This window comes from Rhizobium aethiopicum (assembly GCF_900094625.1).
Classification (GTDB): Bacteria; Pseudomonadota; Alphaproteobacteria; order Rhizobiales; family Rhizobiaceae; genus Rhizobium; species Rhizobium aethiopicum.
Map to the genome: position 1 here is coordinate 474,487 of NZ_FMAJ01000002.1, position 24,581 is coordinate 499,067.

The following is a 24,581-nucleotide window of genomic DNA, read 5'->3' on the forward strand; positions in this document are numbered from 1 at the left end:
TCAGCCTCCCTGGAAACGGCGATCACTCCAGAGACAGAGATTGAAATCAGGCCGCAGCTGCCAACCAACCCGATCCCAGGCGAATTGAAGCGAGAGACCATGAGCGACACATCCCACACCCCGGAAGCCAGCGCCAAATATGTCATCGGCGTCGATGTCGGCACCGGCAGCGCCCGGGCCGGCCTGTTCGATATGGCTGGTAGCATGCTTGCCTCCGCCAAGCGGAATATCAGCCTGTTTCATGAACCAGGTTCCATCGTCGAGCAATCGAGCACCGAGATCTGGGGTGCCGTTTGCGCGGCAGTACGAGAGGTGGTTGCAGCAGCCGGCGTCGATCCGGCTTGCTTGGTCGGACTCGGATTCGACGCCACTTGTTCGCTCGTCGTCCTCGGCGAAGGCGGCAAGCCGCTTCCCGTCGGGCCTTCGGAAGATCCGCACCGGGACATCATTGTATGGATGGACCACCGCGCCGTCCCGCAGGCGGAGCGCATCAATGCGTTCGGGCACGATGTGCTTCGCTACGTCGGCGGTCGCATCTCTCCCGAGATGGAAACGCCCAAGCTTCTGTGGCTGAAGGAAAACCGCCGTGACATCTTCGATGCCGCCTGGCAGTTCTTCGATCTTGCGGATTTCCTCACTTGGCGGGCGACCGGCGATCTGTCGCGCTCGACCTGCACGGTCACCTGCAAGTGGACCTATCTCGCACATGAAAAGCGGTGGGAGAGCGGCTATTTCCATCAGATCGGCCTCGGCGGACTGGCGGAGGAAGGTTTTGCACGCATCGGCAAGGTGATCGTCGAGCCCGGTTCTGCGCTCGGCCAGGGACTGACTGTGGCTGCCGCCGACGAGCTCGGCCTGACGCCGGGAACGGCCGTGGCAGCCGGGCTGATCGATGCCCATGCCGGCGGTGTCGGAACCGTCGGCGCCGATCCGCGAGCCAATCTTGCCTATGTTTTCGGTACATCTTCCTGCACGATGACATCCACGGCAGAACCGGCTTTCGTGCCCGGTGTCTGGGGGCCTTATTACTCGGCGATGGTGCCGGGCCTATGGCTGAACGAGGGCGGCCAGAGTGCCGCCGGCGCCGCGATCGACCATCTCCTCTCCTTCCATCCGGCGGCCGGCGAGGCGAGGGAGCTTTCCAAGAATGAGAGGGTTCCGTTGCCGGCCTTGCTCGCCGACATGGCGGCCCGCATGGCGGGCCGTCCTTCCGATGCCGTCAAGCTGGTGGCGGGGCTGCACGTCGTTCCCGAATTCCTCGGCAACCGTGCGCCCTTTGCCGATCCGCATGCCCGCGCGGTCATTGCCGGTCTCGGCATGGAGCGGGATGTCGACAGCTTAGTCTCGCTCTATATCGCGGGGCTTTGCGGCATCGGCTACGGCCTCAGGCAGATCATCGAAACGCAGGCCGAGGCGGGCGTGACCATCGAGAACATCGTCATCAGCGGCGGGGCCGGCCAGCACGATTTCGTCCGCCAGCTGCTCGCCGATGCGAGCGGCAAGCCGGTGGTGGCGACAAAGGCCGAGGAGCCGGTATTGCTGGGAGCGGCCATTCTCGGCGCTGTCGCCGGCCGGCAATTTGCGGATGTCCGAGCGGCGATGAGCGAGCTCACCAAGGTGGAAAAGCGTTTTCAGCCGTCAGAGGGCGAGATTTCAGATCTCCACCGCAAGCGTTACGAAGCGTTCAAGGAGCTTCAGACGTTGGCGCGCAAGCTTCGCAGCGATGGCTGACAGCGCTGCGCGACAAATGCCGCGGACTAATTGTTGATGGCGATGATCGCCCAGTGGCTTTCCTCGCAGGCATTGTCGTCGCAGACTGCACCCATCCAGACGGCGCCATTTGCGAGCATCACTCCTTCGCTGCTGACGAAGAGATCCTCATATTGCTGGCGGCCGGCAGCGCGGCGGGTCTCCGGCGTCACCAGATCGTCGAAATTCTCGATGAAGTCCTCGGCGTTTTCGACATCATAGGTTTCGCCATCTGCCTTTACGCTCAAGGGATATTCGGCAAGGTCTGCGATGGTTTCTGCATCGCCGGCGCGCATCGCCTGCACGAGTTGGCGCAGCGGCCTGTCGAAGCCGGCGGCATCGCCGTGCAATTCCTCGATCCGGTTATAGACCTCACTATCCGACTGCGCGGCGGCGCGGCGGGTGAAGGGCGTCGTTGCCAGGAGCATCGCTCCGGTCACCAGAAGGGCAGCTGATAGAGGCGACATGGAAGTCTCCGGTAAATGACATTTCGCGGCATTATGCAATCTGCATCCGGTGTCCGCCTATCCAATTCTGGTGCAGCACCGGCCTTTCCCGTATAAAATCTCCAGGGCCCGCTTGACGGTCCGATCGGATTGCCGCATAAAGCTCGCGAACCGTACCGTACGGTACGTAAATGGGAGCCATAATCGTGTCCGTCGATACTGCAGAGCCGAGCGAATTTTCGTCGCGCCAGAACGCCGTTCTGGAGCAGGCGCTGCGGCTGCTCGTTGATGGTGGCGAGAAGGCGCTGACGACCTCGGGTGTTGCGCGCGCCGCCAATTGCTCGAAGGAAAGTCTCTACAAGTGGTTCGGCGATCGCGACGGCCTCTTATCGGCGATGATCGCCTATCAGGCGAGCAAGGTGCGCACATTCGAGCGCAACGGCGAACGGCTGACGGCGACGAGCCTGCACGATCATGTCGTCATCTTCGCGCGGGACCTGCTTGAGGTGCTCGCAGGCGACGTCTCGCTGGCGCTGAACCGGCTCGCCATAGGCCAGTCACATCGCGACGGCTCGAAGCTCGGCAAGCTCCTGCTCGAGCGCGGCCGCCGCCAGATCGACCGGCGCGCGATGGCGCTGATCGATGCCGGAAAGAGGGCGGGGCTGCTGCGTTTTTCTGATGCCGACGAGGCTTACCACACGCTTTACGGCCTTGTTGTCTCCGACCTGCATGTGCGCATGCTGCTCGGAGAACCGGGCCTCAAGGATACTGCGCGCCAGGCGGAGAGGGCGGTGACCTCCTTCCTCCGGCTCTACGGCACGGAGAAGGTTCTGGCGGAGATGCCGGCTCTCGGCTGATTTCGCCTTAATGACAATCAACAGGACAAGCACAAGGGAAGGAACTTCAAATGCGCGTCTATTACGATCGTGATGCCGATCTCAACCTCATCAAGGCCAAGAAGGTCGCCGTCATCGGCTATGGTTCGCAGGGCCGAGCCCATGCGCTGAACCTGAAGGACAGCGGTGCCCAGAACCTCGCCATCGCGCTGAAGGCCGGTTCGCCGACGGTCAAGAAGGCCGAAGCCGACGGCTTCAAGGTCATGACGGTTGCCGAAGCCGCTGGCTGGGCCGACCTGATGATGATGGCGACGCCGGACGAGCTGCAGGCCGACATCTACAAGTCGGACATCGCTCCGAATATCCGCGACGGCGCTGCGATCGCTTTCGCCCACGGCCTCAACGTGCATTTCGGCCTGATCGAGCCGAAGGCTTCGGTCGACGTCGTCATGATCGCTCCGAAGGGCCCAGGCCATACGGTTCGCGGCGAATACCAGAAGGGCGGCGGCGTTCCCTGCCTCGTTGCCGTTCATCAGAACGCTTCCGGCAACGCGCTTGAACTCGCTCTCTCCTACGCCTGCGGCGTGGGCGGCGGTCGTTCGGGCATCATCGAAACCAACTTCCGCGAAGAGTGCGAAACCGACCTCTTCGGCGAACAAGTCGTTCTCTGCGGCGGCCTTGTCGAGCTCATCCGCGCCGGTTTCGAAACTTTGACCGAGGCCGGCTACGCTCCCGAAATGGCCTATTTCGAGTGCCTGCATGAAGTGAAGCTGATCGTCGACCTGATCTATGAAGGCGGCATCGCCAACATGAACTACTCGATTTCCAACACGGCCGAGTGGGGCGAATACGTCACCGGCCCGCGCATCATCACGGAAGAAACCAAGGCCGAGATGAAGCGCGTGCTCAAGGACATCCAGACCGGCAAGTTCACCTCCGAGTGGATGCAGGAATACCGGTCGGGCGCTGCCCGCTTCAAGGGCATCCGCCGCAACAACGACAGCCACCAGATCGAGGAAGTCGGCGCCAAGCTGCGCGGCATGATGCCCTGGATCGGCAAGAACAAGCTGGTCGACAAGAGCGTGAACTAAGCTGCTCTCAGCGCGCGCCGCATCGAACCCCGTTCATGCGGCGCGCTATTTGCATAAACGCCGCCGTCAAGGCCGCTGTCAGGCCTTGCCGATGGAGACGGCCTCCTCGACCGCAAGCTCGGCCATGGCAGGCGCCGCCTCGCGGGTCTTGACTGCTCGTTGCGCTGGAGCAGGGACCTGCGCGCCTTACGGAATTGTATAATTCGCGCGAAGTCCCGGTGAGTTTTCGGGCGCAGGCCTGGTGTCGTCATAGCTACCAAGTCGAGGCCAGCTCTCATGAACATGCGCGCCACAGCTGCCGCTATCGTTTCGGCAGTTCATCCGGTCAGCCTGCGGATCAACACCTACCTCATCAATCTTGACCGGGCAGAGCTCCGCAGGTTTCGCATGGAGCGCCTGCTTGCAGAGAGCGGCATCGCCTTCGAGCGGGTCCCCGCCGTCGATGGCGCCGGTATCGCCCTGCCGCGCCGCGATTTCGACGGGCAGTCCTATCTGCGCAGGCATGGGCGCAGACCCAATCCCTTCGAGATCAGCTGCTATCTCAGCCATGTCGAGTGTGCGAGGAGGTTCCTTGCCGGCAGCGGCGAGTTCGCTCTCATTCTCGAAGACGATCTCGACTTCGACGACGACTTCGCCGAGGTGCTCGCCGCAGCCATTGAGCACAACGGTTCCTGGGACATTTTGCGTCTTTCCACAGTGAATACCGGGCGCAAGCATAGGGTGGAGCCGCTCACCGCATCGCGCTCGCTGGCGATCGCGCTTACCCGTGAGAAAGGGTCTGGCGCCTATCTCATCAATCGCAAGGCCGCCGGCTGGATTGCCGATGCGCTCGTTCCCATGCGGCTGCCCTATGACCTCGCACTCGACCTCGAATTCGACGAGGGGCTGCAAGCCTGTTTCGTCGATCCGGTTCCGGTGAGCCAGCGGGCCGATCCCCATTCCCAGATACAGGCAGGGCTCTCGACCTACCGCCTTGGCCGCCGCCGGCCGTGGAGCGTCCTGCCGTATCGCGCGGCGGCTGAAGTGCGCCGCTTCGCGGCCCGCTTCATCAGGCTGGCGGCGTCGAGGATGCGAGGCTGGAAAGATGGGCCGGCAGCAGCGGAAAGCGTATCGAAACAGTGAGGCCGGGACGGTTGTCGCCCATAGCGATCTCCGCCGCGTGCAGGTCGGCAACCGCCTTGACCAGGCTGAGGCCAAGGCCGCTTCCGCTCGTCGTCCGGCTTTTGTCGAGGCGATAGAGACGCCGGAAGACCTTGTCCTGTTCTTCGGCAGGAATGCCCGGGCCGCTATCGGCAACCGACAATATGGCGCGATTGTCCCGGCGCTGAAGGGAGAGCGTAATGACCGTTCCGGCGGGACAGTGATTGATGGCGTTCTCCACCAGATTGGCGATCATCTGCGTCAGCAGATCGCGGTCGCCCCAGACGAGCGCGGAGCAGCGCTCCGCGATCGCCAGAGACTGGCCGGCATCTTCGGCGACATCGGAATAGACCTCGGAAATGACAGCAAGCACATCGTCGATGTCGGTCGCCTGGAAACGCTCCTTGCGGGCGCCGGCCTCGATTTGGGAAATGCGCAGAAGCGCTGCGAAGGTAGCGTTGATCCGGTCGCTCTCGCTTCTCGCTTCGTCGAGAAGAGCTGAGACGTCGAGTTGCTGGTCGTTTCTCGCCACGGCGGCATCGAGTGTCAGGCGCAGCCTGTTGAGTGGTGTCTTGAGATCGTGAGCGATGTCGGCACTTACCTGCCGCATGCTCTCGACCAATGTCTGGAGCCGCTCCAGAGCCGTGTTGATCTGGATTGCAACAGTATCGAGATCGTCGCCGTTTCCGCTGATTGGTATGCGGGCCTGGAGCGCGCCGTGGGCGACGTCGTTCATGACGTTGGCCACCCTGTCCAGCCTCGTCTGGGCACGAAATGCCAGAAAGACGCCGCCACCTATGGCGGTCGCGACGGCTATCGCGGCAGCCCATTCGAAGCTCACCAGAACGATCCTCAACATCTCGTCGACATCGTTGAAGTTTTCGGCGACCACAAGCGTATAGGGGCCGATCGTCGAGACCTGCATGCGGTAACGTTCATGCCCCTTCAACCCAACTTTCCGTGAGGTGACGGTATAGACGCCGTTCGGGATGCGGGGCGCGGCGAAGTTTCCGGCAAGCTTGCGCCCGCCCGCATCCATCAGCGAATAGAGCCCGTCGGAGGTCGATTGGAAGCTTGCATAATTGTTCAGTGTATTGATGAGATCCTCGGTGTCCTGCGGCTGATAGGCGGAGGCGATCAGCGAATTCATCTCGTGAAGCGATTGTTCCAGGTCGCGCTCGAGGCCGACGCGCAGCATGTGGTACATGATCGCGCCGCTGAAAATAAAGGTGACGACGAAGAGCACGCCGAAGGTTACGGCAAGCCGGAACGGTGTGCTCCTGCGTAGCTTAGCGAGGCGCATGCAGGCTGTATCCGGTATTGCGGACCGTGTGGAGAAGCGGTGTCCCGAACGGCTTGTCGATCTTCGCCCGCAGCCGGCTGACATGGGTCTCGACGACGCTGGTCTTCGGATCGAAGTGAAAGTCCCAGACCCGCTCCAGCAGCATGGTCTTGGTGATCACCCGCCCTTCGGCGCGCATCAGCACCTCGAGCAGGGTAAATTCGCGCGGCTGCAGCTCGATGATTTGTCCGGCGCGGCGGGCTTCCCGCCGGATGAGATCGAGTTCGAGATCTGCAACCTTCAGCACGGTCCTCTGTTCCTGTACCGGCGACCGGCGACCAAGCGCGTTGACGCGGGCCAGAAGCTCGGAGAAAGCGAAGGGTTTGGTGAGATAATCGTCTCCGCCCGCTTCCAGTCCCTCGACGCGGTCGTCCACCCCGCCGATCGACGTCAGAAACAGGGCCGGCGTGCCGATCCTGGCGGCACGAAGCGAGCGGACGATGGCAAGGCCATCGAGGCCCGGAAGCATGCGGTCGACGACGATGACATCATAGGCTTCCCGCTGTGCCTGAAACAGACTGTCGCGACCGTCGGCGAACACGTCGCAGACATGGCCTGCCTCAGAAAAACCCTTGGAGACATAGTCCGACGTCTTCGCGTCGTCTTCGATAAGCAGGATTTTCATCAGCCTGATCGTTCCCGCATGCGTGGAGGCGAAAACTAGCCGAGGGGATGCCCCTGCCACAACATACCGATTGGTAAGGTTGGGCCGTATCGGCGCACGGCTGCGAATGTCGATGGCCGTCCTTGGCGGGCCGGGCTGGTGCACTACCTCCCGGCAGGACAAGGAGGTAGACGATGAAAACGCGGAAATTTACAATCGCCGATGCAAGACGCAGACATTTCCGTGGGCAATCTGGTCGACGAGCGGGACGGAGGGCCAATCACCATCGGCTACGGACGCTATGCCCCTGGCCAGAGTCTCAGCGAGACAATTAAAGTCGATGACGTCATGATCGTTCTGGAAGGACGGCTTTCGGTCTCCACGGAGGCTGGCACTGTCACAGCAGGACCGGGTGAGATCGTCTACATGCCGAAGGGAGAGACGGTGACCATCCGCTCGCACGAGGAAGGCGCTTTGACCGCCTATGTCACCTATCCGCATTGGCGGCCGGCGCACGCTTAGGTGGACGGCTGGTCGTCATCTAAGCGTCTTATTTGAGCAAAGATGTTGTTGCAACCAAAACTTGTCCGACGTCATCGTGTCGGACGACCCGCCTTTCGCCGGAGGCATGACGAAGTGGTGCTCGCAGGAAAACATCTGATCGCGAACCAGGAGGCGAGCTTCGGTTTATTGGGAACGTAACTGGAGTTGCTCGGTTAGTGGAATATATTCGATCTGCTTCAGGGACCAAATGCCTAAGGCTGGAATTCTTACCTTTCACCGCTGCATAAATTACGGCTCCTATTGGCAGGCACGCTGTCTGGCCGAAGGCCTCGCATCCATGGGAGTGGAAGCGGTTCTTCTCGAACACATGTCGGATCGCGTGAACCGTGCGGAATGGCGATGCGCGCTGCAACCGCTGCTTCCTGCCGCAACGCCGAAGGAAGACTACCCACTTTACGAATGCAAGATCCGGAAATTTTTTCACTCGTTTGCGGGCTTGCCTCTTTCATCGCCTTTTCCCTTGGAGAATCCTGACGCAATGGACGAGTATCCGCTTATCGTCGTCGGCAGCGACGAGGTATGGAACCTCCGCCATCCCTGGTATGGCGGGTGTCCGGTGTTTTATGGAGAGGGCCTGCGATGCGAGCGTATTGTCTCCTATGCCGCGACGTTTGGAAGCCTGACATCGTCGGAGCGGCTGGAGGGTTGGGCCGAAAAGCTGCGAAGGTTTTCTCATATTTCGGTGCGGGACCTCCATTCGGAGCGGATCATCCGCGAGACATTGGGTATAGCGCCTGAACTCGTTCTCGACCCGTGCCTGCAATTTCCGCAGACGATGAACGCGAGCAGAGATGAAGGCGAGGCGGCATCCTATATAGCCGTCTACGGACACAGTTTTCCCACGTGGTTCCAGAATGCAGCGCGCCGATGGGCAGGTGAGATGGGCTATCCGCTTGTCAGCATCGGCTATCGGAACGATTGGGCCGACGAGCAATGGATCGATGCCGGGCCGGAGGAATTCGCCAGATTCATTTCCGACGCGACGGCTGTTGTTACGAACTTCTTTCATGGGTGTGTGTTCGCGCTCATCAACGAGAAGCCGTTTGCTTGTGTCCTCTCTGATTACCGTTCCAACAAGATTCGCGATCTAATGCAGCTCGTCCGAGCCGAACATCATGTGCTGAGCGAAGACACGATCCCGTCGCTGGACGTCATCCTTGGCAACCCGCTTCCCACGAGCATTTCGCAGCGCATATCGTCCCTGCGTGATACATCTAACGCCTATCTCAGCCATGCCTTGCAATAGCTCCCGTCAACAGAATCGGCTCGCGCCCGGCATTGCGCCCAAGGATATTGCGGGCGCCGGCCTCTGCATCGGCTGCGGTTCCTGTGTCGCAAGGTCATCGCGACCTGATGTGCGCATGGAACTCGACCGGTACGGGCAGATGAAGCCGGGAGGCCCGAGGACTTGGTTGCGCGGCCGCGATGAAGAGTTTGCCCGAATTTGCCCGTTTTCCCCGGTTGCCCGGGACGAGGACGAATTAGCGGCCGAATATTTCTCCCGCGCGAAAAAACAAGACCCTCTGCTGGGTCGATTCGAGGCTGCCTTCGTCGGCCACGTCGAGGAAGGGGAATACCGTTCCAACGGCAGCTCCGGAGGCATGGTCACCTGGGTGGCGGCGGAATTGCTGCGCCTGGGGCTTGTCGATTGTGTTGCCCACGTCAAGGAGAGCGATGACCCGCAATTGGAAGGGCGCCTGTTTCATTATTCGCTCTCACGTAATCTGCAGGAACTTCAGGCCGGCGCCAAATCTCGATACTATCCCGTCGAGCTTTCCGGAGTGCTTCAGTCCATCCGCGAGACGCCCGGCCGATATGCCGTGGTTGGTATTCCCTGTTTCATCAAGGCTGTGCGACTGGCCTGTGCCGATGACCCAATATTGAACGAGCGAATTGCCGTCACCCTTGGGCTGTTTTGCGGCCATATGAAGAGCGCGCGCATGGCCGAGAGCTTCGCGTGGCAGATGGGTCAGGACATCAGGCAGGTTAAACGGCTCGACTACAGGAAGAAGGCCCAGGATCGACCTGCAAATTGGTATCGGGCTCAACTGACCCTCACAAACGGAGAGACATGTGCGCAAGACTGGTGGCATCTGGTCGACGGCGACTGGGGTGCGGGCTTCTTTCAGAACCCCGCCTGCAATTTCTGTGACGACGTCGTCGCAGAAACCGCCGATATCGCTTTCGGGGATGCCTGGAAGGAGCCCTACTCCTCTGATGGAAGAGGAACGAACGTGGTGATCGTCCGCTCAAAAGCGCTGCTCGATGCGATCCAAGCGGGGATCGAGGAGAAGAGGATCGCACTGTCTTACGTCGATTCCGACTTTGTTGTAGCCACCCAAGCCGCTGGATTCCGCCAGCGTCGCGAAGGCCTCTCATTTCGATTGACTTGGCCCCATATGGGTATGCGCCCGCGCAAACGCGTCAGTGCTGGCAGCCATCGCTTGTCTCGGCAGCGCATGGCGGTCTATGTCATGCGCTATTGGATCAGCTTTTGGAGTCATCGCGTCTTTTCGCTCGCCGATATCCTGCATTGCCCCCAGCTTTACATACTGTGGGCTCGTGCTGCCTTGGCATGCTATCAAGGAGTGGCTTATTCCCGGGGGCCGATTGGCAGGATAGTCCAGAGCCTGGGTTTAGCCGGCTCCGAGGGACGTACGTGATTCAAGCCCAAGCGATTGGGCAGCTGACCTGGCGACGCGTGACACATATCCGCTATCCTGTCGGGGTGCATAACGCTCTACCATTTCCTCGCAGAATCCGGCGAATTCTTCGGGCACTAACGGCGGGCTGGTATGGTGGGGCGCGATACCGCGATGCTCCGGTGTGAAGCAGAATGTCACCGTTACGTCGAAGTCTTCGAGGGCCCGCATCTGTCGGTCGAACCAATCCAGGGCGTTGGGCCTGAACCGGTCCGCCCAGGAAAGCCCGGTGCGCACGGATTTTACGCCCAACCGTCTCATCCAGGCAGCGGCGTCATCCAGCCTCGGATCTTCGAAGTGGAACCATTGCACCAGCCCGAATTCCGGCGTGTGTTTAGCAAACTCCTCAAACGCTGGTTTGGGCGTTCCGTCTTCGCGTAGAATGCCCATATAGTAGTGCCGATAATAGGAGGAGCCTTCGGCTTCGCGATGACGCGTGGTCGCCTCCCATGACCGGGGGAGGTCGTAGAGGCTGTACCACTGGCAGCGCTCGACCTTCCCCTTGAGCAATTCCGCAGTTCGTTGCAGGCCCCACAACTGCACCTCCTCCGCGCCGAAGGTAGAGACACCCACTTCGCTGACCCAGATCGGCAAATCGGTGACAGCGCGAATTTCGTTGATTTTCTCCGGCCACTCATGAATCTGCCAGAGGTTCCAGTCGAGGGGGAAACCATGCAGCGCGACGGCGTCGAGGTGATCGAGCACGCCGTAGTTCTTCATTCGGCCGATGAAGAAGGGATCGATCGGCGATATTCCGCCGAGCACCTTTGTTAGGTCGGGATTCTTGGCTGCGATGGCATCGGCCGCGAGGATTGCCATTTGCGCAAACAGGCTCCATTCAGGATCGATTTCAGGATCCCAGTGCGATTTGTTGTTCGGCTCGTTCCAGATCATGGCAGCTTCGATCATTTGACTTCCCCGTGGCAGGATTAATCGGACGGGTTACAAGGTCGCTTCATTGAGCGTCATCACTTTTGCACCCCAGTCGCCGATCACGATCGTCGTGACGGAGGCGGGAGCAATATCAAATCTGGGCCAAGCGTCGATCGGCAGTCCCAGAACATGACTCACAGCCGCCTTGATGACATCGGCATGAGACACCAGAGCTATTCGCCTGTCGTTGCCGACGGTGGCCAAAGTCTCTATGAGGCCAAGAATCCGAGTTTGGACGTCCAGCATTGTCTCGCCTCCGGGCGTGCGGGTGAGGCTGCGTGTGGTGTTCCAGCGGCGCCACAGGGGATCGTCATTGAGAATGTCGAAGGTCTTTCCGGACCAGTTGCCGAAATTCACTTCGTCCAAAGCATCGTCTGTTTGCGGCAGAGACAGGCCACAGGCTGATGCTATGCCTACTGCCGTCTCGCGTGTTCGTTCGCGCGGGCTGGTGTAGATCTCATTGATGTCCTCGCGGCGCAGCCTCTGTCCGAGCCGCTGAACTTGCGAGCGGCCGGCTTCGCCCAGCGAAATTCCAGCTGCACGGCCCGCCAGGAAATTCCCGACATTGTCGTGCGCGGCGTGACGTATCAGGAAGAACGTTGCCGTCATTCCGCGGCTCCACGCAGAACATCCTCCTGGTCATCGATGAAGTTCTGCGTTTGGCGACGGGCCTCGTAGTCCGTGAATTGTTGCGGCGGCGATTTCATGAAATAGCTCGACGGCCCTGTCAGGGCTCCGCCTATGCCTCGGTCGAGGGCCAGTTTCGCGCAGCGGATTGCATCGATGACCACGCCGGCGGAATTGGGGGAGTCCCACACCTCGAGCTTGAGCTCTGCATTGAGTGGCACGCCTCCGAAAGTGGTGCCCTCGAGACGGATATAAGCCCATTTTCGATCGGTGAGCCACGGGACATGGTCGCTTGGTCCGACATGTACGTCGTCGGCAGGAAGCGGAATGTCCAATTGGCTGGTGACCGACTGGGTCTTGGAGATTTTCTTTGATTCCAGCCGCTCCCGCTCGAGCATATTGAGGAAATCGGTGTTTCCGCCGAAATTGAGCTGATAGGTGCGATCGACACGGACGCCCCGTTCGCGGAAGAGATTGACGAGCATTCTGTGGACGATCGTTGCGCCCACCTGGCTTTTGATGTCGTCGCCGATGATCGGCAGCTTTCGGGCGGCGAACTTCTGCTGCCATTCCGGTTTGGAGGCAATGAATACAGGGATGCAATTGATGAAGGCGCAACCTGCCGCGAGCGCCTGTTCAGCGTACCACTTCGTTGCTTCTTCCGAGCCAACGGGAAGATAGGAAACCAGTACGTCGGTGCGGGTTTGTCTGAGGATTTCCGCCACGTCCGCCGGCGGCTCCGTTGATTCCTCGATCCAATCCTTAAGGTACTTCCCTATCCCGTCCATCGTCCTGCCGCGTTTTACCTCGACCCCCATCGGGGCGACATCTGCGAAACGTTGCGTGTTGTTTGGCTCGGCGTAGATCGCTTCCGCGACATCACGCCCTACCTTTGAAGCTGCGACATCGAAGGCGGCGGATATTTCTATATCGCACACATGATATCCACCGAGATCAATGTGCATGAGGCCTGGAACCGGCTCGTTTTCCCGGGCGTTATCATAGTAGGTAAGTCCTTGAACCAATGACGAGGCGCAATTGCCAACTCCCACCAATCCAACGCGAATGGATTTCGAACGCATGGTTCCCTCCAAGGGCTGCTTGCCGAGGCATCTACAAAGCTAACAAGCGGGAGCTGTCACGGTTCCCGACCCTCCCGATTATTTCAATCGCGTCTAACGATCATCCAACGAGTTCGGGCAGGCATTGCTACAAAGGAGAGGACCGGATGCTGGTCTATGGCGATGTCGAGCGCATCGAGAGCGCAGCGGCAGTACGCGCATCGATTTCAACAATGATGTTGGCGTGCATCGGAATGCAGCCAAGCCGACAGCGCCACGAAACCCTGGTTCGAGCGTTCATCCTCACTGGAGAGCTGCTTCAGGGACTGGCTGATCAGGAATTCGGGAGAAGAGGCGCGGATGATCTGTCCGAACTTCAGGACGCAGGCGCGAAACTTCTGCACATGCAGGCACGGGCGATCATGCAGTCGTGGCGAAACGGGTTTGCCGGCAGTCTTTCCTTTCCGGAGGATTGGACAGCCGAACTGGATTTTCTTGCCAGTGCCGATCCGGTGCGGATGAAGCGCGCAGAGGGATACGCCTTTTACGCTTTGTATCCCGAGAGCTATATCGAGGCGGCTTCGATCTCGAATCTGACGCCCAAAACAGTCGTCATCGGCATACGAAGCATCGGGATCGGCCTCGCGGCTATGGTCTCGGCAGCCTTGGGTGCCGAGCCGGCCTATTCGCTGCGGCCAACTGGCCATCCCTTCGAGCGGCACGTGAGCGTCACACCGGCTTTGTCCAGGCGCATTCTTGCCGACCCCGAAGCCGATTTTGCCATCGTCGATGAAGGGCCGGGTCTATCCGGGAGTTCGTTCGGCTGCGTAGGTGACTGGTTGCAGGCCAACGGTGTGGCGCCTGATCGGCTTCATTTTTTCCCGAGCCATACAGGTGAACCGGGCCGGCATGCAAGCGAGACGCATCGCACCCGTTGGCGAGATCGGCCACGCCATGTCGTCAGCTTCGACGATCTTATCCTGAAGGCGCAAGATCCAAAACATCGTCTGCAGACATGGGCGGCCGATGTTGTCGGAGTTGCGCGTTCGTCGTGGCGGGACCTCTCCGGTGGCGCATGGCGGGCTGTTCGGTATCGCGATCCCTCGCATTGGCCGCCGAGCTATATGCAGATGGAAAAACGCAAATTCCTGATGGAAGCCGAAGGAGGTGCCTGGCATGTCAAGTTTGCCGGGCTTTGCGGGGGCGCAGTCGACAAGGCCAAGACAGGCTCTTTGCTGAGCGAAGCCGGCTTTATTCCTAGGATTGTCGGCACCTGTCACGGATTTATTATCGACGAATGGCTAGGAGGAACGCCCCTCGAAGAAAGCGGTGTAGGCAGGCGCCACATCGTGGATCACCTCGGACGTTATCTCGGTTTTCGTGCCCGTCACCTTTCGGCACGAAACAGCGGCGCCTCGATCCAGGAGCTTGGCGAAATGGCTATGTTCAACATTGCGGAAGCGGCAGGATCAGACATAGCAAAAAAATTGCCGCGTGTGATAGGCACGCCCGAGCGCCTATCCGGACGATTGCGACGGGTCGATACGGACAACCGGCTTCACCTATGGGAATGGCTGACCACCCCTACAGGGCGAATCATCAAGACGGATGCGCTCGATCATAATGCAGCCCATGATCTGATTGGATGCCAGGACATTGCCTGGGACGTCGCGGGTGCCGGCGTGGAATTCGAACTCTCGAGCAAGGAGCGCCATCGTGTTGTCGAGCTCGTCGGCCGGGAAGCGGACTGCGATTTGCGCGACGACGTACTCGAGTTTTTTGAGGGATGTTATCTCGGTTTTCAAATAGGGCTATGGTCGCAGGCTAGGGCGAGCGTCGATTGCGGCGAGACCGAGCGTATTGAGTGCACCATCAAACGTTACCTGGACCGCCTGCTGAAATTGATTGGATCCTGACCGCGGCGGTCTGGATCGGAGGTTTATCAGCAAAGTGACGGAGGGGGTTCCGCCATCGGATGGCGGGTTCCATGTTCCACCAGATAGACTTCCCGTTCCGGATTAGCACGAATGACAAAGCCAGCGCTTCTCAGCATTGCTTCGACAGCCGCCTTGTTCGGAATGAACCAATTGGTGGGGTCGCCGGCGTAGCGTTCCTCCACGAAATATAGTTTTGGAAAGCCGCGCTGCTCAAATATTGCCGCGTTGAAGAAGTCATAATTCTGGCTGAGTGCCGCGACTTCCTCTTCACCGCGCTGCATGCATTGAAACAGCATCTTTCCGCCGACGACATGCTCATGCAGAAGATCGAGTGCCAACAGCGGATGCCGCAGGTGATAAAGGACACCCATGAAAAGAACCAGGTCAAATCTCTCCCTGAGTTTTTCCACCTCGTACACCGACATCAGCTTGAACTCGATATCCGCACCTGTCTGTCTGGCGGCGAATTCGGCTTGCCTGAGATAATGCGGGTCGGAATCGATTCCGACGACCCGTCCTGCATTTCTTCTCTTCATCTCAAGCGAGTAGAACCCGGCGTTGCAGCCGATGTCGAGAACACTGCACCCGCGGAGATCTTCAGGCACAACCTGCTGAAAATGGGCCCATTTGAAGGACGGGTAGTCACCGAGGAAATGATCCGGTGCGGTCTGGACGCCGTTAATCCGCAGATTGTGAAACCATGGCCCCAGGGCTGCGATGTCGCTTTCCAGTCGAGCCTTCTCGTTCATTCCTCACTCCAATCATCAACGCCGATCATTCCTTCGAATGCGCCGCCGAGATGTGTGTTCGGTTACGTTTGAACTTTCTGATCGCCGAGCGTATGTGTTCGACGGACCGCGGGCCAATCCCATCGAGCTGAAGAAGTTCAGCGTTCTTCTTGTCTGCCAATTGGCTCATTCGGTGAATTCCACTTCTGGCGAGAGATCGGGCTATCCATCCAGGCAGACAGGTGGTCAATAAGAGATCTTCGGTATCTCCCCGTCCAATCTTCGTCCGCTTTCGAGATACCTGCGGCATGTTCAGCTTTAGCCGGGTTCGTCAGATTGTGGTCGAACCCTCTCGATGGTTTTCGGTTCCCGCTGAAAAAGAAAAATCCGGCAATATCGTGCGAAATTCTACAGGGCTCGGCCCACGCGAAGAGCCCGGGAGCCAACGGCGCCAAGACTGTCGCTGGACACGCGGCGAAGCTGCGACCTTTATCGTTGCGCACTCACGATGAGCCACCGGGTCGGCTTGCCGTCATATCCGCCGCCATCGCTTTCCTCGATCGCGAGGTTGCGCCAGCCGCCTGCCGTCAGAAGCTTCGATAGCCAACCGGCGGATGGATAGTTGTAATAGCGCCCTAAGTTGTCATGCCCTTCGGCTTCTCCCGACTTGAAGCTTGCGTGGAGGATGCCGCCGGTTCTGAGCGCGCGGTGAATACGGGTGAAAACATCAGGCAGGTTCGGCCTTGGGACATGAAGGAGGCTCGCCTCGGCCCAGACGCCGTCGAAAGCGGCCTCGGCGTTCAGATCCTCAAAGAGCATGATCTTAACCGTCCTGCCGATTCGTGCCTCGGCCTGTCTTGCGAGTTGAGGCGAGCCGTCAGTTGCGGTCACGTCGAAGCCTTGAGAGAGCATGTAGGCGCTGTCCTGGCCGCCGCCGCAGCCAAGTTCGAGGATCGCGGCCCCTGGCGCAAGTCGGGCAAGAAAAGCGTCGAGCTTCAGTTTCGGCAGGCTTCGCGCTCGGTTGGCGTATATCTCGGCGTTGTTGTCGTAGAAGGCGGAGGTGCGGTCATGGGGCATGGGGAGCGGCCGGTCCGGATCGTCGGTTGGATTGGAGATGTCTTTCGGCAAGCCGGTCGGCGCCGATGATGTCGATGACGAGGATGCCGTCCGGTATTTGCCGGTAGAACGCAACATGACGCATGTGGAGGAGGCGGCGCAGGCCAGCGCCGAGCTCGCCACATTCATCTCCCATGGAGGGCACGCGCGAAAGAAGGATGAAAATCCGGTCCCAGTCGAGAAGATAGGCATCGGCTTGGGCTTCGCCGAAATGCAGACTGGCATATTCGTCGATGCCTGCCAGCACGGCGTCCGCCATTCGGGTCAGCCTATAGGTAGGTGTCACGCAGCTTCGCCTTCGTGTCCAACAGGATATCGGGAATGCGCCGTTCGCCGACGCCGCTCTCCTCGGCCTTTCTCAGAATGTCGCGCAGTTCTTCGTCGTCGAGTTTTCGATCGTCCTGGTCCTTGACGATCAGCTCAGTCAGGAATGCGTCGGCACTGTCGTATCTGCCGCTTGCGACACGGCGCGCAACATAATCCGCCAGATCATCCGGTAGCGAGATCGTCATTTTCGCCATTGAATTCGCTGCCGTCCGTGCGTGCCGGTTCAGCTGTCCCTGATGCCAGTTGCCATTCCCACTGTGTGATAGAAGCGTTGCGGGCCGCCGTCGAGCTCTTGGGTCACATAATAGGCAGTCTTTTCTATCGATGTGAACGGCGTGCTCGATATCCCTGAATGGGCAGCGCACGTCAGGATATCGGCATCATGACACTCGGCCGTGGTGAAAATGTACGCATCGCGGTTGCGAGTTTGAGAACTGCCGCTAGCCCGACCGCTTTGCGGGCGAGGCCGAGAGCGGCGCCCACCGTGTCGGTGTTGACGCCGCCGTTCGCGTGGAACGTTTGGAAGTTCAGGCGGTGATGAGGCGTGTCCAGCCGTGCTCATCGTTCGTTACGCCCTTCTGCAGGCTGACGAGCTGCTGGCGCAGTTCGCTGGTCAGCTTGCCGGTCTGTCCGTCTCCGACCAGAAACTCGCCGCCGGCATGTCGAACCAGACCGATGCCCGCGAGGACCGCGGCGGTGCCGCAAGCGAAGGCTTCGACGAGCCGGCCGCTGGCGGCATCCTCCTGCCATTCCGCGAAGGAGTAGGGACGCTGCTCCACGCGCAAGCCCCTTTCCTCGGCGAGCACGATGACGGAAGCCCGAGTGATGCCCGGCAGGATGGTGCCGCCGAGGGGCGGGGTTACGATCGATCCATCTTTCATCACAAAGAAGACGTTCATTCCGCCGAGTTCTTCGACCCAGCGATGCTCCGCGGCATCGAGAAAGACGACCTGGTCACAACCCCTCTTCGACGCCTCGGCTTGCGCCACGAGGCTGGCTGCGTAGTTTCCGCCGCATTTTGCAGCGCCGGTGCCGCCGCTGGCTGCACGGGTGTATTCGGTCTCGACCCAAAGGGAGACGGCCTTCGCGCCGCCCTTGAAATAGGCGCCGACCGGAGAGGCGATGATGCAGAAGACATATTCCTGAGCCGGGCGAACGCCGAGAAACGCCTCGTTGGCGAACATGAAGGGGCGGAGGTAAAGGCTGGCGTCGCCGGACGGAATCCAGGCCTTGTCAACGCGAACCAGTGCTTCGACCGCCTTCAGGAAGAGTTCTTCGGGCACAGGAGGCATCGCCATGCGGGTCGCCGACTGCGCGAAGCGGCGCGCATTCTCTTCAGGCCGGAAGAGCAGAATCCGGCCATCATCTGCCTTGTAGGCTTTCATGCCCTCGAAGATTTCCTGAGCGTAGTGCAGCACGGCGCTTGCAGGATCGAGCTCCAAGGGCCGCCTGGGCGTAACCTTCGCGTCGTGCCAGCCCTTGTCGGCAGTCCATCGGGCCAGGACCATGTGATCCGTGAAGATCTTGCCGAAGCCGGGTGCCTCCAGTGCCTGGATGCGGTTGGCGTCCGAGACCGGGGACTTGTGGAGTTCGATTTTGATTTCAGGAGAGGCCGACGTCACGGTCATTGCTGGCACCTTGATAGTAAAATGAATAGTGGCGGCGACACTACCGCCGCCGAGCCGGTTTTGGAAAGGTCTGAAGCAGCCGGTTTCGGCTTGATCAGAGGAATAATCGCTTGATGTGGCTGACGTCGAGCAACAAATTCCGAATCGAGCGCCTTCGATCATGGATGGCGTCACCATCAAGTGAATCCGAGACATCAGCAGCATCCGAAAGGATTCGGTTGTCACCATGACAAGAAAATAGGTCAGTATTATTGACATAATTTCCCGCGCATGTTTTGTCGGAAGCATAGAAAATACGAGGAAACTCCATGCTGAACTGGGACACCATGTTTGCGTCGCGCTCGTCGCGCATGCGCGCATCCGAAATCCGCGAACTCCTGAAGCTTCTCGACCAGCCCGACATCATTTCCTTTGCCGGCGGCATACCGGATCCGGCGCTGTTTCCGGCCGAGGAATTCCAGCGGGCCTATGCAGATATTTTCTCGGGTGCTGCGGTCAACTCGGCGCTGCAATATTCGCTGAGCGAAGGTTACAAGCCTTTGCGCGAATGGCTGGCCAGGCAGATGGCGGCGCTCGGTATTCCCTGCGAACTCGACAATGTCTTCATCGTCTCCGGCTCGCAGCAGGGGCTCGATTATCTCGGCAAGCTCTTCCTGTCGCCCAATGATACCGCGCTCGTGACCTGGCCGACCTATCTTGGCGCCCTGCAGGCCTTCAACGCCTATGAACCGGCCTACGACCAGTTGACGCCGAACGGCAACCGGACACCCGAATCCTATCGCGTCGCCGCGGCCGCTGCTGGCGGCAAAGTGAAGTTTGCCTATCTCTCCGCCGATTTCTCCAATCCCACAGGCGAAACCGTCGATCTCGCCGGCCGCCAGCGGGTGCTAGCGCTTGCCGAAGAGCTCGATGTCGCCGTCATCGAGGATGGAGCCTATCAGTCGCTGCGTTACGACGGCGATCCGATCCCGCCGATCCTGGCGCTCGAAATCGCCGAGAAGGGCCATATCAACGATACGCGCACGATCTATTGCGGCAGCTTCTCCAAGACTCTCGCGCCCGGCCTGCGCGTCGGCTTCATCGTCGCCAATGCGCCTGTCATCCGCAAGCTGGTGCTGATGAAGCAGGCGGCCGACCTGCATTCCTCGACGATCAACCAGATCGCCATCACACAGGTCGCCGAGCGCGGTTTCGATGCGCAGGTCGCAAAGATCAAGGCCGCCTATATCGGGCGCCGCGACTGCATGCTGGCGGCGCTTCAGAAATATATGCCGAAGGGCATCAGTTGGACGAAGCCGGAGGGCGGCATGTTCATCTGGATCACGCTGCCGGAGAGCATGGACGGCGCCAAGCTGCTGGCGAAATCGCTCGAGAGCGCCAAGGTCGCCTTTGTGCCCGGCAAGGCCTTCTTCGCCGACGGCTCCGGCGCCAATACCTTCCGCGTCAGCTTCTCCTGCGCGAATGAGCAGATGATCGAGGACGGGATTGGTCGGTTGGGTCGGTTGATTGCTGAGGAGATGGGTGAGTGAGTGTTGGGAGTGGGTGCAACGATAACCGTTGTGCCGTGCAGCCCCCTCATCCGACCCTTCGGGCCACCTTCTCCCCGCTGGGGAGAAGAGGGGAGCAAGCCGCTTGCTTCTCTTTCCACCGCAGACGTTTCTAGGAAATGAGACGTTGCCACGATTCTGCTTCTCCCCAGCGGGGAGAAGATGCCGGCAGGCAGATGAGGGGGCTGCACGGCGCGCCCTCTCTTCCGTCATTCCTGTGCTCGTCACAGGAATCCAGCCACGGCGCGTTGCCACGCTTGGCAAACCAGCCAGCCGGAACGCCAATCAAAAAATCGTCGTCCAGCCCTCGTTGGCCGTTTCGCTCTTGCCGTAGCCGACGCGGTCGGCGACTGCTCCGTCGGTGTTGAGCAGGATGATGTCGCCGCCGCGGTTGGCGAGCTGCGGGCCGCCGGCTTCGGCGTCGAGCGCAAAGGTGCGGATCTCGCCTGCGGCAAGCCTTCCAGACAGCGTCTGCGTCCGGCCGTTTTCGTCCTTCAACTTCCAGCCGTCGAGCGATACAGATATATCGGAGCGGTTGATGATCGTCACCGTCTCATTCTCGATGCCGCCTTCGCCGTTCACCGGGTTGATCAGCGCGGCGATGATGCGCAGCGACGAGGCGACGATCGGCTGCGGCCGGCGCGTGCCTTCGCCGCGACCCTGGCCGCCGCGGTTTTCCGAAACCGGATGACCGGTCTCCGCATCGGTGTTCCAGTTCTGCGACTGGAAGCAGAGGAAGATCGCCGCCCATTCGTCGGTATCGGTAAAGTGGACGAGCAGCGCCCCGTCCTGGTTCGGGCCATTGGTGGCCTTGAAGCTGCCGCCGTCACCCTGGTTCATGTGGATGTCGTGGATACCGTTGCCCGGCTCGAAATCGAAATATTGGTCGGGCTTGTTGTGCTCCGGTCCCCAGGCTTCGCCGAAGGCGTAGAAATGGATATCGGGATTGGCAATGCCTTCCTCGACGATCGGCTCGATGAATTCGCGCAGGTCGTTCTTCGGGCCGGAGAGCTGGAAGGGCGCGACGTCCATATCCTCGCGCTCGATCATCCCGCCGCGGACATAATCGATCGCGAGCTCAGGCCGGTCTCTGCGGATGTCGGTCAGGCCCATCGGCAGGGCTTCGAGCGCCTCCGTCAGCGTCGCATGCGTGAAATCGACGATATTGGCGTAAAGCAGGTCGTGCGGCGACATTTTGGAGCGGACGTTCAGCGCGATGCGATAGCTGACGCCGTTCGCCTCGATGCGGATCTCGATATGGGGATCGTTGTCGTCGTCAAGGGCGAGCGCGCTTGCGGTGCCTTTCAAGACCTTGTAATTCTTCAGCATGGAGAGCCTCGCGGGAGTGGCGGGCCCGCAGACTAACACGGTGAAAGCGCATCTTTTGTGACGCTGTCTTTCACCGCGTCGTGCTTGATCTTCTATCCTATTGCTGGAGATGCGGGCCGAAAAGCTCGAGGTCGGCTTCGCCGAGCCTGTCGCTCGCCGTGTTCAACTGGTGCCAGTAGGGATAGATTACCGGCGGCAGGCTGACGGCGTCGAGGCGTTTGCGCTCTTCATCGGTGAGCTTCAGTTCGGCGGCGGCGATGTTGTCGCGGAACTGGGCTTCGGTGCGCCCGCCGATGATGACCGAGGTGACCGCCTTGCGGCCGATCAGCCAGGCAAGCGCCACTTGAGCGGCGGAAACGCCGCGCTCCTCGCCGATCGCCACCAGCGTCTCGACGATGTTCCAGAGGCGGTTCTCGTCGCGGATCGGAGGCTCGGTCCAGCCGGCGAACTGGCGCGTACCTTCGGGCGCGGCCTGGTTGCGGCGGTGTTTGCCGGAAAGCAGGCCGCCGGCGAGCGGGCTCCAGACCAGCACGCCGAGGCCCTGGTCGATCGAGATCGGCAGCAGCTCGTATTCGGCGTCGCGGGCTTCCAGCGTGTAATGGATCTGCTGGCTGACGAAGCGCTGGTAGCGGTGCTCGTTGGCAATGCCGAGCGCCTTCATGATGTGCCAGCCGGAATAGTTCGAGCAGCCGACATAACGCACCTTGCCCTGGCGGATCAGGGTATCAAGCGCCTCCATCGTCTCTTCGAGAGGCGTCTGGCCGTCCCATTCATGCACCTGGTAGAGGTCGATGACATCGGTCTTCAGGCGCTCCAGGCTCGCCTCGCATTCGCGGATCAGGTGGTAGCGCGACAGGCCGCGGTCGTTCGGGCCGTCGCCCATGCCGAAGCGGGCCTTGGTGGCGAGCAGCACGCCCTGCGGCCGCTTTCCCGCGAGCGCCTCGCCGATGATTTTTTCGCATTCGCCTGAGGAATAGACGTTGGCGGTGTCGATCAGGTTGACGCCGGCATCAATGCAGATGTCGATCATCTTCTTCGCCTCGCCGACGCCGAGATCGCCGACCATCTTCGCCCAGCCGACGCCGCCGAAAGTCATCGTGCCCATGGTCACAGTCGAAATCTTCAGGCCGGAACGGCCGAGCAGACGATATTCCATTGAAACTCCTCCTTCATCGAAACCGGATCGACGTACCTCAACGCGGTAGAATGACAATGGCGGCGTGTTCACGCCCGCGTGAGGGGTCGGCGAGATTGCGAGCGCCCTAGGCTAAATTCAATTTCGCGGGGCTGGGGCGCAGCAGATCGTACAATATGTGATCGGCTTGTCGACGGAAATCGTTCCGGCGTGGCGCGGCGGGTGGAGCCTCGCGTCAGCTCTCGTCCTTGTTCTTCTTGTGAATGTTGTCGCGGAGCGACGCTATCGTATCGCGGATCTTGCTCACGGTCTCGGCGTCGAGTCCGACGGCCTTGCCGATGCAGTCGAACACATGGCCGGCACGGCTCTTGAGCGCCTGTCCCTTCTTCGTCAGGCGCAGAAGCACCTGGCGCTCATCGGCAGGGTTTCGGTTGCGGGTGACGAGGCCGACATTTTCCAGCCGCTTCAAGAGCGGGGTGAGGGTACTGGAATCGAGGAAAAGCGTCTCGCCGAGATCCTTCACCGTGCGATCGTCACGCGCCCACAGAGCTGTCATGACGAGGAATTGCGGATAGGTGAGATCCAATTCGTCGAGCAGGGGACGGTAAAGCTGGTTGAAGGCGTGGCCGGCCGAATAGATTGAAAAGCAAAGCATTTCATCGATCTGTGGCACGGCGGCGAGATCATTCGATATGGTGTCTTTCATCACGCTCTCCTTTGGCTTCAATATAATTTGTGCGCGATCTGTTTGCAAGCTATTGACGCGTCGGAAGGGATGGCCTAGATAGATCGTGTACAAAGAAATTGCTTACAAATTAAATGACAAACTTGAGAGCCGAAAAGCACGTCAACCCCGCTTCGGCTCCTCTGACACTCAACCGACGAAAGGAAATGACCAATGTTCAAGTTTGCTGCTGCCGTCGCCCTGGCGGGCGCTCTGTTCTCCGGTGCTGCCGTTGCCCAGCCGGCCAAGCCGACCGTCGTCCTCGTCCATGGCGCCTTTGCCGATTCGTCCAGCTGGAACGGCGTCGTCGAAATCCTGCGCAAGGACGGCTTCCCGGTCGTGGCCGCCGCCAATCCGCTGCGCAGCGTTGCCAATGACGCTGCCTATGTCTCCGACGTCGTCGGCAGCATTGCCGGCCCCGTGGTCCTCGTCGGCCATTCCTATGGAGGCCAGGTGATCTCGACCGCCGCCAACGGCCATGACAATGTCAAGTCGCTCGTCTATGTCGCGGCCTTCGCGCCGGAGGCCGGGGAATCGGTTGCCGATCTCGCCGGCAAGTTTCCGGGCGGTACGCTGAGCGGAGCGCTGGCAGCCCCGGTAAAGCTTAGCACCGGCGGCGTTGATCTCTATATCGACCAGGCAAAGTTCCATGATCAGTTCGCCAGCGACGTGCCGGCCGAACAGGCGGCGCTGATGGCGGCCGGCCAGCGCCCGGTCACCGAGGCCGCGCTGACCGACAAATCCGGCGAGCCGGCCTGGAAGAAGCTGCCGTCGTGGTTCGTCTACGGCACCGGCGACAAGAACATCCCGGCCGCAGCTCTTGGCTTCATGGCCGAGCGGGCAGGGTCCAAGCGGACCGTCGTCGTCGATGGCGCCTCCCACGTCGTGATGGTGTCGCATCCTAACAAGGTCGCCGAACTGATCGAAGAGGCTGCGAAGTAACATTCGTTCCAGGGGCCACGGCGCGAGAGCGCCGTGGTCCGAATGCGCAAGCCCCATCATCGGCTTGAAAAAA

General features: G+C 60.3%; 24 protein-coding genes. 10 read left to right on the forward strand and 14 right to left on the reverse strand.

Going from position 1 to position 24,581, the window contains the following annotated elements; translation table 11 throughout:
* The first annotated feature begins 99 nt into the window (after nt 1-99).
* Nucleotides 100-1,731 carry an FGGY-family carbohydrate kinase gene (locus tag GA0061105_RS06590; protein ID WP_092749067.1) on the forward strand — a complete coding sequence of 544 codons (1,632 nt, stop codon included), beginning with the start codon at nt 100-102 and terminating at the stop codon, nt 1,729-1,731.
* A 26-nt stretch (nt 1,732-1,757) separates the two neighbouring features.
* Here the strand turns inward: GA0061105_RS06590 and GA0061105_RS06595 are convergent, their stop codons facing one another.
* Nucleotides 1,758-2,216: a hypothetical protein gene (locus GA0061105_RS06595; RefSeq protein ID WP_092748890.1), complete on the reverse strand. Its 459-nt coding sequence runs from the start codon at nt 2,214-2,216 to the stop codon at nt 1,758-1,760.
* Nucleotides 2,217-2,386: 170 nt separating this feature from the next.
* On the opposite strand from GA0061105_RS06595, the gene GA0061105_RS06600 reads away from it, so the two are divergent.
* The 3 genes from GA0061105_RS06600 (at nt 2,387) to GA0061105_RS06610 (ending at nt 5,244) form a co-directional block, all read left to right on the forward strand.
* On the forward strand, nt 2,387-3,052 hold the full coding sequence (locus tag GA0061105_RS06600) for a TetR/AcrR family transcriptional regulator (RefSeq protein WP_208601628.1): 666 nt from the start codon (nt 2,387-2,389) through the stop codon (nt 3,050-3,052).
* A gap of 50 nt (nt 3,053-3,102) precedes the next feature.
* Nucleotides 3,103-4,122 carry a ketol-acid reductoisomerase gene (gene ilvC / locus GA0061105_RS06605; RefSeq protein WP_092748892.1) on the forward strand — a complete coding sequence of 340 codons (1,020 nt, stop codon included), beginning with the start codon at nt 3,103-3,105 and terminating at the stop codon, nt 4,120-4,122.
* A gap of 276 nt (nt 4,123-4,398) precedes the next feature.
* A complete protein-coding gene (locus tag GA0061105_RS06610; protein ID WP_092748894.1) occupies nt 4,399-5,244 on the forward strand; it encodes a glycosyltransferase family 25 protein in 846 nt (281 codons plus the stop codon).
* Here GA0061105_RS06610 and GA0061105_RS06615 read toward each other — a convergent pair.
* Together GA0061105_RS06615 and GA0061105_RS06620 are read right to left on the reverse strand one after the other, a co-directional pair.
* The gene (locus GA0061105_RS06615; protein ID WP_092748896.1) at nt 5,171-6,565 is read right to left on the reverse strand and encodes a sensor histidine kinase; all 1,395 of its coding nucleotides are present in this window, start codon (nt 6,563-6,565) and stop codon (nt 5,171-5,173) included. The genes GA0061105_RS06610 and GA0061105_RS06615 overlap by 74 nt on opposite strands.
* Entirely contained in the window at nt 6,552-7,229 is a 678-nt protein-coding gene (locus tag GA0061105_RS06620; protein ID WP_092748898.1) for a winged helix-turn-helix domain-containing protein, read from the reverse strand. The genes GA0061105_RS06615 and GA0061105_RS06620 overlap by 14 nt, the downstream gene beginning before the upstream one ends.
* Before the next feature lie 201 nt (nt 7,230-7,430).
* Here GA0061105_RS06620 and GA0061105_RS06625 point away from each other — a divergent pair, with 201 nt between their 5' ends.
* The 3 genes from GA0061105_RS06625 to GA0061105_RS06635 all read left to right on the forward strand — a co-directional run bounded on the left by GA0061105_RS06625 (nt 7,431) and on the right by GA0061105_RS06635 (nt 10,435).
* Nucleotides 7,431-7,730, forward strand: coding sequence for an AraC family ligand binding domain-containing protein (locus tag GA0061105_RS06625; RefSeq protein ID WP_092748900.1), 300 nt, complete (start codon nt 7,431-7,433; stop codon nt 7,728-7,730).
* 229 nt (nt 7,731-7,959) lie between these two features.
* Entirely contained in the window at nt 7,960-9,018 is a 1,059-nt protein-coding gene (locus tag GA0061105_RS06630; RefSeq protein ID WP_092748902.1) for a polysaccharide pyruvyl transferase family protein, read from the forward strand.
* Between the two features lie 115 nt (nt 9,019-9,133).
* Entirely contained in the window at nt 9,134-10,435 is a 1,302-nt protein-coding gene (locus tag GA0061105_RS06635; protein ID WP_092748904.1) for a Coenzyme F420 hydrogenase/dehydrogenase, beta subunit C-terminal domain, read from the forward strand.
* Here GA0061105_RS06635 and GA0061105_RS06640 read toward each other — a convergent pair.
* The 3 genes from GA0061105_RS06640 to GA0061105_RS06650 are packed head-to-tail and all read right to left on the reverse strand — an operon-like array spanning nt 10,409 to nt 13,116.
* Nucleotides 10,409-11,383, reverse strand: coding sequence for a beta-xylosidase (locus tag GA0061105_RS06640; RefSeq protein ID WP_092748906.1), 975 nt, complete (start codon nt 11,381-11,383; stop codon nt 10,409-10,411). The genes GA0061105_RS06635 and GA0061105_RS06640 overlap by 27 nt on opposite strands.
* Nucleotides 11,384-11,416: 33 nt before the next feature.
* The gene (locus tag GA0061105_RS06645) at nt 11,417-12,016 is read right to left on the reverse strand and encodes a histidine phosphatase family protein (RefSeq protein WP_092748908.1); all 600 of its coding nucleotides are present in this window, start codon (nt 12,014-12,016) and stop codon (nt 11,417-11,419) included.
* Entirely contained in the window at nt 12,013-13,116 is a 1,104-nt protein-coding gene (locus tag GA0061105_RS06650; RefSeq protein ID WP_064694594.1) for an inositol-3-phosphate synthase, read from the reverse strand. Before GA0061105_RS06650 ends, GA0061105_RS06645 begins: the two co-directional genes overlap by 4 nt.
* A 146-nt stretch (nt 13,117-13,262) precedes the next feature.
* Here GA0061105_RS06650 and GA0061105_RS06655 point away from each other — a divergent pair, with 146 nt between their 5' ends.
* Nucleotides 13,263-15,011: a hypothetical protein gene (locus GA0061105_RS06655; RefSeq protein WP_092748910.1), complete on the forward strand. Its 1,749-nt coding sequence runs from the start codon at nt 13,263-13,265 to the stop codon at nt 15,009-15,011.
* Nucleotides 15,012-15,037: 26 nt separating this feature from the next.
* Here the strand turns inward: GA0061105_RS06655 and GA0061105_RS06660 are convergent, their stop codons facing one another.
* The 5 genes from GA0061105_RS06660 to GA0061105_RS06680 form a co-directional block, all read right to left on the reverse strand.
* On the reverse strand, nt 15,038-15,781 hold the full coding sequence (locus GA0061105_RS06660; protein ID WP_064694592.1) for a TIGR04290 family methyltransferase: 744 nt from the start codon (nt 15,779-15,781) through the stop codon (nt 15,038-15,040).
* A 468-nt stretch (nt 15,782-16,249) separates the two neighbouring features.
* The gene (locus tag GA0061105_RS06665) at nt 16,250-16,837 is read right to left on the reverse strand and encodes a class I SAM-dependent methyltransferase (RefSeq protein WP_092748912.1); all 588 of its coding nucleotides are present in this window, start codon (nt 16,835-16,837) and stop codon (nt 16,250-16,252) included.
* Complete coding sequence (locus GA0061105_RS06670) at nt 16,827-17,162, reverse strand: type II toxin-antitoxin system RelE/ParE family toxin (protein ID WP_092748914.1); 336 nt, start codon at nt 17,160-17,162, stop codon at nt 16,827-16,829. Before GA0061105_RS06670 ends, GA0061105_RS06665 begins: the two co-directional genes overlap by 11 nt.
* Nucleotides 17,146-17,397, reverse strand: coding sequence for a ribbon-helix-helix domain-containing protein (locus GA0061105_RS06675; RefSeq protein WP_092748916.1), 252 nt, complete (start codon nt 17,395-17,397; stop codon nt 17,146-17,148). The genes GA0061105_RS06670 and GA0061105_RS06675 overlap by 17 nt, the downstream gene beginning before the upstream one ends.
* A 333-nt stretch (nt 17,398-17,730) precedes the next feature.
* The gene (locus GA0061105_RS06680) at nt 17,731-18,831 is read right to left on the reverse strand and encodes a branched-chain amino acid aminotransferase (protein ID WP_092749069.1); all 1,101 of its coding nucleotides are present in this window, start codon (nt 18,829-18,831) and stop codon (nt 17,731-17,733) included.
* Nucleotides 18,832-19,139: 308 nt separating this feature from the next.
* On the opposite strand from GA0061105_RS06680, the gene GA0061105_RS06685 reads away from it, so the two are divergent.
* Complete coding sequence (locus GA0061105_RS06685) at nt 19,140-20,360, forward strand: aminotransferase-like domain-containing protein (RefSeq protein WP_092748918.1); 1,221 nt, start codon at nt 19,140-19,142, stop codon at nt 20,358-20,360.
* Nucleotides 20,361-20,663: 303 nt separating this feature from the next.
* On the opposite strand, the gene GA0061105_RS06690 is transcribed toward GA0061105_RS06685, so the two are convergent.
* From GA0061105_RS06690 to GA0061105_RS06700, 3 genes are all read right to left on the reverse strand, one after another.
* Complete coding sequence (locus tag GA0061105_RS06690; RefSeq protein WP_092748920.1) at nt 20,664-21,707, reverse strand: DUF2278 family protein; 1,044 nt, start codon at nt 21,705-21,707, stop codon at nt 20,664-20,666.
* Between the two features lie 97 nt (nt 21,708-21,804).
* Nucleotides 21,805-22,863, reverse strand: coding sequence for an aldo/keto reductase (locus GA0061105_RS06695; protein ID WP_092748922.1), 1,059 nt, complete (start codon nt 22,861-22,863; stop codon nt 21,805-21,807).
* A gap of 214 nt (nt 22,864-23,077) precedes the next feature.
* Nucleotides 23,078-23,548, reverse strand: a complete 471-nt coding sequence (locus GA0061105_RS06700; protein WP_092748924.1) for a MarR family winged helix-turn-helix transcriptional regulator — start codon at nt 23,546-23,548, stop codon at nt 23,078-23,080.
* A 192-nt stretch (nt 23,549-23,740) separates the two neighbouring features.
* On the opposite strand from GA0061105_RS06700, the gene GA0061105_RS06705 reads away from it, so the two are divergent.
* A complete protein-coding gene (locus tag GA0061105_RS06705) occupies nt 23,741-24,508 on the forward strand; it encodes an alpha/beta fold hydrolase (RefSeq protein ID WP_092748926.1) in 768 nt (255 codons plus the stop codon).
* Nucleotides 24,509-24,581: the final 73 nt, after the last annotated feature.